This is a genomic window from Shinella agrisoli (genome assembly GCF_046557955.1).
GTDB lineage: Bacteria > Pseudomonadota > Alphaproteobacteria > Rhizobiales > Rhizobiaceae > Shinella.
This window is the reverse complement of record NZ_JBJIEP010000009.1, coordinates 189,198-202,548: the sequence shown is the minus strand read 5'-3', so window position 1 is coordinate 202,548 and position 13,351 is coordinate 189,198. Positions and strand designations below refer to the sequence as shown.

Sequence of the window (13,351 nt, the reverse complement as noted above, 5' to 3'; positions counted from 1 at the left end):
CGCCATGCTGGATTTCCTGGAACTGGAGGAAACCGTCGGGCGGGCCTGGCACAGGCTCGTCGGCAACACGGCCACCTGGCCGCGCCATCCGGACCATGCCGTGCGGCTGGAAGACGTCCGCCCGGTGCTCGCCGTCTGCTTCCGCGGCTTCGGCGGGGAGGGGGCCGTGCAGATCGCGCCGGCGCGCGGGCGCACCTCGACGCACCGCCTCAGGCTGCGCCAGCGCATGGGGCTCGGCGAGGAGAAGCTGGTGCAGCCGGGCCGCGACCACGCGACGCTGATGCTGCCGGGCGAGATCGCGCTCTTCGCCGATCGCGGCCTCAATCGCGACCTCTATGTCTGGCTAGCCGCCGCCATGGCCGTGATGCCGCTCGACCAGGTGGCGCACGGCGACCCGCTGCAGCGCGACCTCGCGGTCCTTATACGGGCGGAAGCGACGGCGAAGGCCGTCCTCGCTGCTTTTCCTGGGCTCGCCCGGCGCTACGAACGGCTGTGCGCCGCCACGCTGGACGCGCGCCGCAGCCGGCCGCTGCCCTCCGTCGAGCGCCACGTCGAGAACCGTATCCTCAGCCTGTTGAAGAAGGGGGCGGGACTGGCCGACGATACGCTGCCGGTCATCTTCCCGCACCGCGCACCGCCGGGCTACCTGCCGATGCTGCCCGTGCCGCTCTGGCCGGACGCGCTGCTGCGTAAGGAGGGCGACGAGCGCGGGGAAGAGGATCAGCCGGCGGCCGGCGGCAGTCCGCAGGTCGCCGAGACCGGCCGGCACGTCGCGTTGCGCGAGAAGGCGCAGAACCGCAAGAACGAGCGCAGTCCCTTCATCCTCAACCGTTTCGAGAAGATCCTCGCCATGGCGGAGATGGTCAATGTCGACCGCCCCGGCGACGACAGCGACGACCATGATTCCAGCGCCGCCGACGAGCTGGACGACATGACGCTCGGCGAGCGGAAAGGCCGTCCCGCCGCCCGTTTCCGCTTCGATCTGGACCTGCCGCCCGAAGCGCTCGACCGCTCGCGGCTGACCGGCGAATTCACCTATCCGGAATGGGACTACCGCACGGCGACCTACCTGCCGGACCATTGCCGCGTGCTCGCCTCGCCGGCGCCGGACACGGCGGCGGTGCCCGAAGCCGGCCCCGACACGAAGAGCCTCATCCGCCGCGTGCGCCGGCAGTTCGAGGTGCTGCGGCCGCGCCACGAGATGCTGCGCGCGCAGCTCGACGGCGCTGAGCTCGACCTCGACGCGGTCGTGCGGGCGCGTAGCGACCTTGCCGCCGGCGGACAGGGCAGCGACCGCATCCACCTGATGAGCCGGCCGCAGGCGCACGACCTCGCCGTCACCATCCTCGTCGACGTCTCGCTTTCCACCGACGCCTGGTTCGACAACCGCCGGGTGCTCGACGTGGAGAAGGAGGCGCTGCTGGTGCTGGCGCACGGGCTTGCCGCCTGCGGCGACAGCCATTCCATCCTCACCTTCACCTCGCGGCGGCGTTCCTGGGTGCGCATAGAGACGGTCAAGGATTTCGGCGAGCCGATGGGACACGGCGTGGAAGCGCGCATCGCCGCCCTGAAACCGGGTTTCTATACCCGCATCGGCCCGGCGATCCGCCATGCGGCGGCAAAGCTCGGCGAACAGCCGAACCGCCGAAAGCTTCTCCTCGTCCTCACGGACGGAAAGCCGAACGACGTCGATCATTACGAGGGCCGGTTCGCGCTGGAGGACAGCCGCCGTGCCGTCGCGGAAGCGCGCCGCACGGGCGTCAGCGTGTTCGGCGTGACGGTCGACCGGGAAGCGCAGGCCTATGTGCCGGCGATCTTCGGGCGCAACGGCTATGCCATCGTCGGCAATATCGCCAGGCTGCCCGCGGCGCTGCCGGCGATCTATCGCGGTCTTGTCGGATAGGAAGGGCAAGATCGCAGGGAGAGGCCCGGCATGCTGCACGATGCCGGGCCTTTCCGGTTCAGGCGGCCTTGCTGTGCGTGCGGGCCGCACGGTCGATATAGGCGTCGAAGGCGGCGGCGACGGCGCGGATGATGAAGCGGTGATCCTGCCGCACGGTCACCGTGCCGCCGCGGAGGTCGATCGCGCCATCCTCGTTCAGTGCGGCGAGCCGCGCATTGCCCTCGACCAGCGCGGCGGCGTCGAAACCGTGACGGGCGGCGATGGCGGTGACGTCGGCACGGAAATCGCACATCAGCCGTTCGATGATCTCGGCGCGCAGCCGGTCTTCCGCCGTAAGGCGGTATCCCTTGGCCGTCGCCAGCCGGCCGGACGCGATGCGCTGGGCATAGAGTCCCGGCGGCACCTCGTTCTGGATATATCCCTCCGGCGTGCGGCCGATGGCCGAGGCGCCGAAGCCGATGAGCGTCGTGCACGCATCTGTCGTGTAGCCCTGGAAGTTGCGATGCAGCCGCCCCCGCCTGGCGGCAAGCGCAAGGCTGTCGCCCGGCAGGGCATAGTGGTCGAGGCCGATGCGGACATAGCCGGCGGCCTCAAGCGCGTCGGCGATGGCTTCCGCCTGCTCGGCCCGCAACGCCGCATCCGGCAAGGCACGTTCGTCGATCAGCCGCTGGTGCTTCTTGAACGACGGAATATGGGCATAGCCGAAGACGGCGAACCGCTCGGGCAGCATTGAGGCCGCCGCCTTCGCCGTCTCGACGCAGGACGCGACGGTCTGGTGCGGCAGGCCGTAGATCAGGTCGAAATTGATGCCCTGCACGCCGGCCGCGCGCAGCCGCGCCACCGCATCCGCCGTCTGCGCCTCGTTCTGGATGCGGTTGATCGCCCTCTGCACGACGGGATCGAAGCTCTGGACGCCGAGGCTGGCGCGGGTGACGCCCGCCTCGCCCAGCGCGCTGGCCATTTCCGGCGTGAGGGTCCGCGGGTCGATCTCGACGGCGATCTCCATGCCCGCCGTGAAGGCGAAGCGGGCGCGCAAGAGGCCGATGAGGTCACGGAACTCCTCCGGCTGCATGATCGTCGGCGTGCCGCCGCCGAAATGCACATGGCGTATCTTCGGCCGGCCGCCAGTCGCATCGCAGACGAGGCCGATCTCCTTCCGGAGCATGTCGATATAATCGAGGATCGGCTCGTCGCGCTGGGTAATGGTCGTGTGGCAGCCGCAGTACCAGCACATGGAGCGGCAGAACGGGATATGCAGGTAGAGCGAGGCCTCCGTTTCCGGCCGGATGGCGGAGAGCCAGTCGCCATAGGTGCCGGCACCGACGGTGGGCGAAAAGCCGGGCGCCGTCGGGTAGCTCGTATAGCGCGGCAGCCGCGCCTCGCCGTATTTTTCGATCAGGGCCTGTTGCATGGCGCTTCCTCTGTCCGCGATGGTCGATTGACGCAAGCCTAGGGGCGGGAGAGCCGCCCTTCTTTGCGGAATGCCAAGCAAGACGGCATCGCGCGCGGATTTTCCGAATTGTTTGCGCATGGTCAAAGTGGAGGGGAGGGGCTGGGGTTAGCGTCGGCTGGTTCCGGTCGGGTCGGGCCGCGCCCCTTCGGAACGGGATCGGAGCGGCCGGGACGGAAACACCAGAACATGTCTGAACACCAGGAAAAGCCCTCCATCGACGTGCGCACCATTCCGCCGCGCGAACGCCACCCGCGCATCTTCGGCATGCTCGGTGCGCTGCTTCCCGGCAAATCCATGCTGATCACCAGCGACCACGATCCCCGCCCGCTGCACTACCAGCTCGAAACGAATTTCCCCGGCCGGTTCGGCTGGGACTATCTCGAGCAGGGCCCGGAGATCTGGCGCGTCGAGATCGACCGGCTGGAGGACGGCGGCTGCGATTGCTGCTGCGGTTCCGACCACTAATCGTTCTGACAATTCCGGACGCAAACCGCTGCGCACTGCCGCCGGAATTTCCAGGGATGGGCGCGGCGAAGAGGAAACAAGATGCCGGGTGCCACACTTTCCCGCTGGACCATGTGCTACTTCGCCGTCGCCTGCCTGATGCTGCTCGCCGGGCAGGGCCTGATGGTCGCAGGCTACGGCTATCCGGCCGCCGACATCGGCGCGCCGGAAACGCTGGTGCTCGTCCATGTCGTCGCCATCGGCTGGCTGAGCCTGCTGATGGCGGGCGCCCTTCTCCAGTTCGTGCCGGTGCTCGTCGCCCGCCCGCTCGTCGGCGGCCGGTTCGCGGCGCCGGCCCTGCTGCTGCTCGTCGGCGGGCTCGGCTTCCTCGTCGCCGGCTTCGTCGCGCTCTCCGGCGCCGCCGACCTGCCGCTCTTCATCCTGCCGGTCGGCGGCGTCATGCTGCTCCTGGGCTTCGGCCTGGTCGCCGGCATTATCGCCGCAACGCTTTTCGCCGCCCGTCCGTTGCCGCTGCCCGCCCGCTTCGTGGCTGTGGGGCTCGTTTCGCTCGTCGGCGCGGCCCTTGTCGGCGCGGCCTTCACCACCGCCCTGTCCGGCCTCGCCGAGGGCGCGGCGCTCGCCCGGCTGGTCGCCGGCGGCGTGGAGCTGCACGCGGCGCTCGGCCTCGGCGGATGGCTGAGCGTGACCGCTGTCGGCGTCAGCTACCGCCTGCTCGCCATGTTCCTGCTCGCACCCGAAGCCGAACGCCGCACGAGCCGCGCCCTCTGGTGGGCGGCGGCCGTTGCGGTGGGGCTCGTCGCAGCCTCGATTCCCTTCGTGGCCTTCGCCCTTTCCGGCGTGCCCGTGCTCTTCGCCTCGGCGCTGCTGCTGACGCTGGCCGCCGTGCTGCTCTACGGCGGCGATGTGCTCGGCATCTACCGGGCGCGCAAACGCAAGCAGGCGGAGCTGAACATCCGCGCCGCCGGGCCCGCCTTCGTCGCGCTCGTCCTTTCCGTCATCCTCGTCAATGTGCCCGCCGTCCGGGCGGGCGAGGGCGTGGCGGCATTCGCCTATCTCTTCGCCTTCGGCTGGCTGACCGGGCTCGGGCTCGCCCAGCTCTACAAGATCGTCGCCTTCCTGACCTGGCTGGAGGCCTACGGGCCGGTGCTCGGCCGGGCGCCGGTGCCGCGCGTGCAGGACCTTGTCGAGGAGAGCCACGCGCGTATCCTGTTCTGGATCTATTATGCCGCGGCGGCAGCGGCCACGCTGGCGCTTTTCGCAGGCACGCCCGACATTTTCCGCGGCGCCGTCTGCCTGCAGCTCATCGCGACGCTGGCGCTGCTGCGCGAGTTCGTCCGCGCGCGCCGGCTGTCCGCCGTGCCGGCAGCACTGCGCACGCCGGACGGCGTGGTGCGGCCGCACCTGTTTCTACCCCTTTCTGCTTCCAGGAGATGACGATGCCCGACGTTTCAACCGATATCGCACCGAAGGTGCTCGACGTGCGGCCGATCCTGAGGAGCGGCGGCGAGCCGTTCCAGGCGATCATGCAGGCCGTGCAGGCGCTCCTGCCGGGGCAGGGGCTGAAGCTCCTCGCCACCTTCCGGCCGCAGCCCCTGTTCCGCGTCATGGCAAGCCGCGGCTTCGAGCACGAGGCCCGCGAGATCGAGGGCGGCGACTGGGAAGTGCTCTTCACCCCGCAGAAGGACGCCGCGCCGGTCGAAACCTCGGCCGATGCCGATCGTCCCGAAACCTGGCCGGATCCGTCCTTGCATCTCGACCTCTCGGACCTCGACCCGCCGGAGCCGATGGTGCGCATCCTCGCCGCCGCCGAGGCGCTGGAGCCGGGCGAGGTGCTCTTCGCGCTGCTCTCGCGCGAACCGCTCTTCCTGTTCCCCGAACTGACGAAGCGCGGCCATCAATGGGCAGGCAACTTCGACGAGACGGGCTCGGCCTACCGCATCCTCGTGCGCGCTGGGCAGGCGAAGGGGTGAGGCGATGGACGAGCACCGGAAAGCCATCCTCGCGCAGGATATCCGCAACGCCCTGCGCATGATCATCGATCCGGAGATCGGCCGCAACATCGTCGACCTCGGCCTGATCTACGACATCGCCGTGGAGGACGGCGGCATCGCCCGCGTCACCATGACCACGACGACGCGCGGCTGCCCGGCAGGCGATTACCTCAAGGAGGCCGCCCGCAATTGCCTCCGGGGCGTGCCGGGCGTCGAACATGCCGAGGTCCACCTGACCTACGAGCCGCCCTGGACGCCGGACAGGATGCTGGAAGGGGTGGAAGGCTGACAGGCGATCGGCCCGGAGATGGTCCGGGCCGATCGCACTCACAAGGGCGCGCGCCGCTTGCGGGCGAGGATCGGCGCATATTCCAGGCAGAAGAGGCCGAAAGCGGCGATCCACAGGACGCCGGAAGCGGCGTATATCTCGGCGCTCGCATCGGGAAAGGCCTCACCGAGCGGGCGCACCAGCGCGCAGAGGACCAACGCCGCATAGGCCGCGACGGTCAGGCGAGAGGCCGTCAGCGCGCGGCCGGTATGGCCGAGGCTCGCCCGCGTCATCACGGCCAGCATCATGCAGGCGATCGCGCCGACCGAGAGCAGGTGCAGCACGGAACGCTCTTCGAGACCACCGAGAGCACTGAAGCCTATGGCGAGAAGGCCGAGCGGCACGAAAGCATAGGCGATGTGCAGAATGACGAGCAGCTTCTCCGGCGCCGTCGTCCAGCCGCGCCAGCGGTGGAGGCGGACGCCGTGCAGGACGGCAGCGGCAAGGCCGAGGCCCGCGGTCGCCGGGTGCTCCGGCGCCGCCGTCCAGGCGGCGAGCGCGGCGACGCCGCCGAGGATGGCCGCTGTGTCGTAGCGGTTGTAGGGTACCGGAAAGTCGGTGCGCCCGGACTTGTTCAGCCAGTTGCGCGTGAAGCTCGGCACGATGCGGCCGCCGACGATCATCACCAGCACGACATAGGCGGCGGCGGCGAGGCGGATCGTCACGTGGTCGTGCCCGCCGTCGATCGCCGCCATATGGAAGACGCCGTTCGCGATCGACAGCGCCAGGAGGCCGCCGAGCACCTTCAGGTCCTTCCACTTGCGGCCCGCCACGACCTCGCGCGTGCAGATGGCGAGGAGCGCGGGTAGGAAAAGGCCGTCGATCACCGCCGCCGCCACGACGCCGATCGCATCCGTGGCGAGAAGGGCGGCACGGCCTGCGCACCACAGGCCGAAGAGCCCGCCGAGCGGCCAGCCGGAAACGGGCAGTCGGCCCGTCCAGTTCGGCACCGCCGTCAGCAGGAAGCCGGCGAGGACGGCGGAGGCAAAGCCGAAGAGCATTTCATGTGCGTGCCAGTTGGGCGCGCCGTAGTCGCCGGCAAGGTCGACATGGCCGGCGATCGCCGCGATCCACAAGACCATGGCGGCGATGGCCCAGAGACCGCCGCCGAGGAAGAACGGCCGGAAGCCATAGGAAAACAGTACCGGGCCTGTGCGGGAAAGGCCGCGCGGGACGGCGCGGCTGACGCGCGCTGCGGGTTGGCTTGCACTCATGATCGTCTCGTTCCTTTGCAATCGTCAGCTCTTTCTAGGCTAGGCGCCGAACGGCTTCTTTGCGGGATGGCAAAGAGTGGGGCGGCGCCTGCCAAAATGCCGCACCGGCGGCAAAGGCCTGTTTGTCCCATCACAAAGAGGCCGGCGCGAATGCTCCTAGAACAGAGAGGACCGGGCGATACACCGCTCCGTCCTTTCGAAAAGGAGAAGTGCAATGACTGAGCAGTTTCAGATGACACGCCGCACCATTCTCGGCGGTGCCGCCTTTGCCGGCGTCCTGACGCCGATCATTGCGGCGACGATGGCCCGGGCCGAAGGCGGGGCCATCCAGACCAATGCAGCCGCAACGGCGGCCGACATCGCAAAGCTGGAACGCGTGAAGGTCGAGCTCGTGAAGCCGCCTTTCGTTCACGCCCACACCCAGAAGGCCGAGGGCGGACCGAAGATCTACGAATTCACCATGACGATCGAGGAGAAGAAGATGATCCTCGACGACAAGGGCACCGAGGTGCACGCCATGACCTTCAACGGCTCGGTTCCGGGCCCGCTGATGGTGGTGCACCAGGACGACTATGTCGAGCTGACCCTCATCAACCCCGAAACCAACGAGCTGCAGCACAATATCGACTTCCATTCGGCGACGGGTGCGCTGGGCGGCGGGGCGCTGACCGTGGTCAACCCCGGCGAGCGGACGGTGCTGCGCTTCAAGGCCACCAAGGCCGGCGTCTTCGTCTACCATTGCGCACCTCCCGGAATGGTGCCCTGGCACGTCACCTCGGGCATGAACGGCGCGATCATGGTGCTGCCGCGCGAAGGCCTGACGGACGGCCATGGCAAGGAACTGGCCTATGACCGCGTCTACTATGTCGGCGAACAGGATTTCTACGTGCCGCGCGACGCGGAAGGGAACTACAAGAAATACGAGAGCGTCGGCGAATCGTATGCCGATACGCTGGAGGTCATGCGCACGCTGACGCCGAGCCACATCGTCTTCAACGGCGCCGTCGGCGCCCTCACCGGCGACAACGCCTTGCAGGCCAAGGTGGGCGAGAAGGTGCTGATCGTGCACTCGCAGGCCAACCGCGACACCCGCCCGCACCTCATCGGCGGCCACGGCGATTATGTCTGGGCGACCGGCAAGTTCCGCAACGTGCCGGATGTCGACCAGGAGACCTGGTTCATTCCGGGCGGCACGGCAGGCGCGGCGTTCTACACCTTCGAGCAGCCCGGCATCTACGCCTATGTCAACCACAACCTGATCGAGGCCTTCGAGCTGGGCGCGGCCGCTCACTTCACGGTCACAGGCGAGTGGAACGACGACCTGATGACGTCGGTCACGCCTCCGAGCGGTGTCTGACGACCCGCAATCCGGCGCGCCCGCTTTCCGAGGGGCGCGCCCTTCGGGCCGCCGGCAGGGCGGCCCGGTTCCCAATCGGCGCCGTCCCGGATGCCGAATGATCGTCCGGGCGAGGCGCAAGGAGGCCGTCATGGCTGTGCTGACATCGAGACCCGGCATTTCGTGGACATCGCTCGCACTTCCCGCCCTTCTGCTTGCCGCCCTTGCCGGCGCGCTCGCGGTCAAGACCGATCTCATCGGGACCGCACCGGCCGCGCACGTCCTCGACGAGCCACAGACGGTGGAGATCGCACCGCGCAGCTTCACCTATCGCGACAGCGGCGAATTCTTCCGCAACGGCTTTGCCGTCGACGGGCCGATCAAGACCGTCACCGTCCGGCGTCCGCTCACCATCATGAAGTATCAGGTCACCGCCTCCGACTATGCGCGCTGCGTGACCGACGGCGCGTGCGCGCCCGCCGAGCCGGGCTTTGTCCCGGCCGACCCCGCAAACACGCCGGCGACCGGCGTCAGCTATGACGACGCGATGGCCTATGCCGGCTGGCTGAGCGCCCGCACCGGCAAGACCTGGACGCTGCCGAGCGACCGGGACCTCGCCTTCGCCGCCGGCTCGCGTTTTCCCGACGATGCGCTGGGCGTCGACATCAACAGCACCAATCCGGCGGAGCGCTGGCTGGCGGACTATCGCCGCGAGGCGGCGCGCAAGGCCTCGCGCGATCCCGTTCCCCAGCCGATCGGCCGTTTCGGCGAGAACGAGTACGGCTTTGCCGATTTTGCCGGCAACGTCTGGGAATGGACATCGACCTGCAACCGCCGCGTCAACCTCGACAAGGCCGGGCGCGTGGTGAACGATGTCTCGTCCTGCGGCATCTATGTCGCAAGCGGCAAGCACCGGGCGGCGCTGAGTTCGTTCGTGCGCAATCCGAAAGGCGGCGGCTGCGCGGTCGGCGTGCCGCCGGACAATGTCGGCTTCCGGCTCGTCAAGGATACGCGCTGGTATGCGCCGCTCCTTGCCGCGCTCAGGGAGCGCGGGTTTCCACTCTGAACTTCCGGCAGAGGAAGAGGCGTGATAGAAGCCGGTAACTTTCACGCGAGAGGGAAGCGATCGTGAAGATTGACCGCACCGTCGTCCGGTCGCTCGCCTTGTTCGACAAGATGAGCGACGAGGACCTCGACAGGCTGCTGAGCCACGCGACCGCCCGCCGCGTGGCGCAGGGCGACGCGGTCTTCGAGCAGGGCCAGCAGGCGACGAGCTTCTTCCTTCTGCTGCACGGCCGGCTGAAGGTCACGCAGGTGACGGAGGACGGCCAGCAGATCATCGTGCGCGTCGTGCATCCCGGCGACCTCTTCGGCTTCGCCAAGGCCCTGCAGCGTTCGGATTATCCCGGCACCGCCCGCGCCGCGACCGAAAGCGTGATCCTCGGCTGGCCGACCGACCTCTGGCCGCACTTCGTCGAGCAGAACCCGCGCCTTGCCGTCAGCGCCATGCACACCATCGGCCAGCGGCTGGAGGAGGCCCATACCCGCATCCGCGAAATGTCCACCCAGGAGGTGGAGCGCCGGGTCGCGCACGCCGTCCTCCGCCTCTCCAAGCAGGCAGGCCGCAAGGAAGGGGAGGGCATCCGCATCGACTTCCCGATCTCGCGCCAGGACATCGCCGAAATGACCGGCACGACGCTGCATACCGTGTCCCGCATTCTCAGCGCCTGGGAATCGCAGGGCCTCGTCGAGGGCGGCCGGCAGAAGCTTCTCATCCGCGACATGGCCGGCCTTGCGGCCCTTGCCGACGGCCCGCGCGACTAGAACGCGAGGGGGCGCGCCTTGAACGACAAAAATGTTCTGAGATTCGAACGCCGGAAACCGAGGCAGGAGAAAAAGCCTGTCTCTCCGGGGCCGAAGAAGGGGCTGGTCTGGATCGTGGTTGCCGTCGTGATCGCGCTCGCCTGGGCCTACTACCAGTTTATCGCGCCGCAGACATTGTGAGCGGAACGCAGAGACCGGCATCGCATCCTGGCGAGCTCCGAGCCTCTGCGTCATGCATAAAACCGATTGCAATATGAAAGCAGTTCATCTAGGCTGCAACCAATTGCAGAGCGCAATCAGATCCGCACCGGATTCAGGGAGGAGGCGGGCTATGGCCAAGCTGGTGTTCGGAATGAACCAGTCGCTGGACGGCTATGTCGACCATATGGCGTTTGGGCCAAGCCCCACGCTCTTCCGCCACTTCATCGAGGAGGCCCGGGGGCAGGTGGGAAGCCTGTACGGCCGCCGGATATATGAGATCATGCGCTACTGGGACGACGACCATCCTGAATGGAACGCAGATGAGCAGGCCTTTGCGGCGGCGTGGCGGAACCAGCCGAAATGGGTCGTCTCGCGCTCGTTGACGTCCGTCGGCCCCAACGCCGGGCTGGTCGAGGGTGATCTTGAGAGCGCGATCCGCGCATTGAAGGCCGAGCGGGACGGGGAGATCGAAGTCGCGGGCCCGGACCTGGCGCAAAGCCTCACCGAGCTCGGCCTGATCGACGAGTACCGGATCTATCTGCATCCCGTCGTGCTCGGTCGCGGCAAGCCATATTTCGCCGGTCCCCGGCCGCCGCTGCGCCTTTCGGCTCACGATCGGATCGGCGAGGACGTGATCAGGCTGAGCTACGTTCCCACTTGATCTCGCAATGCGCCTTTGCATCCTGTCTTCCATGATCCCTTGGCGCCGACGCCCCGGCCGATGCCATGGGAACGGCGAGGGGAGGGCTGGCTGTACAAAACCATCCTCCTGCGAGGCTAGTTTCATCCGACAATTGCATGTCGATGCTATCGGAAGAATTTGAACAGGCCTGATAGGGGATCATCCGCAGTGAACGCCGACCGTCCTACGCCTCCCGGAAACATGGCCACGAACGGTTCGATAGCCGAGGTTTTCTTCGTCTTCCTCAAGCTTGGCCTTACCTCCTTCGGCGGCCCGATCGCGCATCTTGGCTATTTCCGGGATGAACTGGTGGTTCGCCGCCGCTGGGTTGACGAGGCTGGATATGCCGACCTTGTCGCATTGTGCCAGTTCCTGCCGGGGCCTGCATCGAGCCAGGTCGGGTTCTCGCTCGGGCTGCTGCGCGGGGGCGGGTTGATCGCGGGACTGGCAGCCTGGTTCGCGTTCACGATGCCGTCCGCCCTGATCCTCGTCGCCTTCGCGCTCGGCGCGGCAGCATTCACGGGACCGGTCGCCGAAGGGATGCTTCACGGCTTGAAGCTGGTTGCCGTCGCAGTGGTGGGACAAGCCGTCTGGGGGATGGCAAGGACACTCACTCCGGACCGCCGGCGGGTCGCGATCGCATTCGTGGCAATTTGCCTGACCGTTTTCCTCGGCGGCTGGCCCGGGCAGATCGGTGCGATCGTGATGGGTGCCCTTATGGGCTTTCTTCTTTGCCGTGAGACGGCCTCGATGCAGCCGGACCGGATCCGATTTCCCGTGTCGCGCCGCAACGGCCTGCTTGCGCTCGGTCTGGGTGTCGTCCTCTTCCTGCTTCCATCGATCCTGACGAGCTCCGGGGCGAACCAGTCAATCGCGCTGTTCGATGCGTTCTACCGCTCCGGCGCGCTGGTGTTCGGAGGCGGGCATGTCGTGCTGCCGCTCTTGCAGGTCGAGGTGGTGGCACCCGGATGGGTGAGCAACGAAGCCTTTCTTGCAGGATATGGCATCGCGCAGGCGGTGCCGGGGCCGCTTTTCACCTTTGCAGCATATCTCGGGGCGGTGGCCGGCCCCGAACCCAACGGGCTTTCCGGCGCGGCCATTGCGCTTGTGGCCGTGTTTCTGCCGGGGATGCTGCTCGTCTACGGCATGCTCCCGTTCTGGAGGGCAGTGCAGGCACAGCTGACGGCGCAGGCCGCCATGCGTGGCGCCAACGCGGCTGTCGTGGGCATTCTGGGAGCGGCGCTCTACGATCCCATTTGGACAAGCACCGTGCTCTCAGCGAAGGATTTCGCGCTGGCCCTTGCGGGCTTCCTGCTCCTCACGGTCTGGAAGGCACAGCCATGGACGGTCGTCGTGCTGCTGGCAGGCAGTTCCGCACTGCTCTGAACCCACCGGGCCGAACCGTCAAATCGCATAAGCTGAATTATGGAACCAAAACGCGTCAGCCGACAAGGCCGAAGACGATGGCACTGACGAAAAGGAAGGCGACGGCGACGGCGATGTTGTTGACGAGGAACTGCTTTTCTGCGCGGCGTGCCCGGCGGCTGCCGGCCGGGCCAAAGGGCCCGTAGGTGGAACGGCCGTCGAGTTTCGCATTGCTCATCGCCATCATCCCTTGCCTTGGAGACCGCATTTTCGCGGCCTTCCTTCGGGCGGACAGTCATTCCGCCGATCTCCGGGGCAGATTTATATATTATCCCTATAAGATTGGTAGATTATTTTTTCTCATTTTCGCCGCAATGATGAATTCGCGTTTCTCGCGTCCGGCATGGCTGCGCATTCCGATGAAGCCGCTCCTTAGGGGCGGTGCCCGTGGCGGGTTGCGGCGCCTTTCTTTCTGGGCCATAAATCCCTCCCCACCTGTCGAGGCCAGCCGTCATTGCGAGCGTTGCGGGCCGTGCGTGATCCCCCACGCCACGGCAACTGCCCCCGCGCTCCGGTCAGCCCGGCACCG

The 13,351-nt window shown here is 67.5% G+C and carries 14 protein-coding genes; 11 read left to right on the top strand and 3 right to left on the bottom strand.

Going from position 1 to position 13,351, the window contains the following annotated elements:
* Window positions 1–4: 4 nt before the first annotated feature.
* Complete coding sequence (locus tag ACIIOY_RS12215) at window positions 5–1,903, top strand: nitric oxide reductase activation protein NorD (RefSeq protein ID WP_411034946.1); 1,899 nt, start codon at window positions 5–7, stop codon at window positions 1,901–1,903.
* Window positions 1,904–1,961: 58 nt separating this feature from the next.
* Here ACIIOY_RS12215 and hemN read toward each other — a convergent pair whose 3' ends face one another.
* Window positions 1,962–3,314 (bottom strand): oxygen-independent coproporphyrinogen III oxidase, encoded by a 1,353-nt coding sequence (hemN, locus tag ACIIOY_RS12210; protein ID WP_411034945.1) that lies wholly within the window; start codon window positions 3,312–3,314, stop codon window positions 1,962–1,964.
* Window positions 3,315–3,542: 228 nt separating this feature from the next.
* Between hemN and ACIIOY_RS12205 the strand changes: the two genes are divergently transcribed.
* The 4 genes from ACIIOY_RS12205 to ACIIOY_RS12190 all read left to right on the top strand — a co-directional run bounded on the left by ACIIOY_RS12205 (window position 3,543) and on the right by ACIIOY_RS12190 (window position 6,101).
* A complete protein-coding gene (locus ACIIOY_RS12205) occupies window positions 3,543–3,821 on the top strand; it encodes a DUF2249 domain-containing protein (protein ID WP_411034944.1) in 279 nt (92 codons plus the stop codon).
* 81 nt (window positions 3,822–3,902) lie between these two features.
* Window positions 3,903–5,255 carry a hypothetical protein gene (locus ACIIOY_RS12200; RefSeq protein ID WP_411034943.1) on the top strand — a complete coding sequence of 451 codons (1,353 nt, stop codon included), beginning with the start codon at window positions 3,903–3,905 and terminating at the stop codon, window positions 5,253–5,255.
* Between the two features lie 2 nt (window positions 5,256–5,257).
* A complete protein-coding gene (locus ACIIOY_RS12195) occupies window positions 5,258–5,791 on the top strand; it encodes a DUF2249 domain-containing protein (protein WP_411034942.1) in 534 nt (177 codons plus the stop codon).
* Window positions 5,792–5,795: 4 nt separating this feature from the next.
* A complete protein-coding gene (locus tag ACIIOY_RS12190; RefSeq protein WP_411034941.1) occupies window positions 5,796–6,101 on the top strand; it encodes a metal-sulfur cluster assembly factor in 306 nt (101 codons plus the stop codon).
* Between the two features lie 38 nt (window positions 6,102–6,139).
* Here the strand turns inward: ACIIOY_RS12190 and ACIIOY_RS12185 are convergent, their stop codons facing one another.
* Window positions 6,140–7,354: an NnrS family protein gene (locus ACIIOY_RS12185; protein WP_411034940.1), complete on the bottom strand. Its 1,215-nt coding sequence runs from the start codon at window positions 7,352–7,354 to the stop codon at window positions 6,140–6,142.
* 214 nt (window positions 7,355–7,568) lie between these two features.
* On the opposite strand from ACIIOY_RS12185, the gene nirK reads away from it, so the two are divergent.
* The 6 genes from nirK to chrA all read left to right on the top strand — a co-directional run bounded on the left by nirK (window position 7,569) and on the right by chrA (window position 12,783).
* Window positions 7,569–8,711: a copper-containing nitrite reductase gene (nirK, locus tag ACIIOY_RS12180; protein WP_411034939.1), complete on the top strand. Its 1,143-nt coding sequence runs from the start codon at window positions 7,569–7,571 to the stop codon at window positions 8,709–8,711.
* A 130-nt stretch (window positions 8,712–8,841) separates the two neighbouring features.
* Complete coding sequence (locus ACIIOY_RS12175; protein WP_411034938.1) at window positions 8,842–9,756, top strand: SUMF1/EgtB/PvdO family nonheme iron enzyme; 915 nt, start codon at window positions 8,842–8,844, stop codon at window positions 9,754–9,756.
* A 62-nt stretch (window positions 9,757–9,818) separates the two neighbouring features.
* On the top strand, window positions 9,819–10,514 hold the full coding sequence (locus tag ACIIOY_RS12170; RefSeq protein ID WP_411034937.1) for a Crp/Fnr family transcriptional regulator: 696 nt from the start codon (window positions 9,819–9,821) through the stop codon (window positions 10,512–10,514).
* Window positions 10,515–10,532: 18 nt separating this feature from the next.
* Window positions 10,533–10,694, top strand: coding sequence for a hypothetical protein (locus ACIIOY_RS12165; RefSeq protein ID WP_411034936.1), 162 nt, complete (start codon window positions 10,533–10,535; stop codon window positions 10,692–10,694).
* A gap of 151 nt (window positions 10,695–10,845) precedes the next feature.
* Window positions 10,846–11,376 carry a dihydrofolate reductase family protein gene (locus ACIIOY_RS12160; RefSeq protein ID WP_411034935.1) on the top strand — a complete coding sequence of 177 codons (531 nt, stop codon included), beginning with the start codon at window positions 10,846–10,848 and terminating at the stop codon, window positions 11,374–11,376.
* 222 nt (window positions 11,377–11,598) lie between these two features.
* A complete protein-coding gene (gene chrA / locus ACIIOY_RS12155; protein WP_411034934.1) occupies window positions 11,599–12,783 on the top strand; it encodes a chromate efflux transporter in 1,185 nt (394 codons plus the stop codon).
* Between the two features lie 55 nt (window positions 12,784–12,838).
* On the opposite strand, the gene ACIIOY_RS12150 is transcribed toward chrA, so the two are convergent.
* Window positions 12,839–13,000, bottom strand: a complete 162-nt coding sequence (locus ACIIOY_RS12150; RefSeq protein ID WP_411034933.1) for a hypothetical protein — start codon at window positions 12,998–13,000, stop codon at window positions 12,839–12,841.
* Window positions 13,001–13,351: the final 351 nt, after the last annotated feature.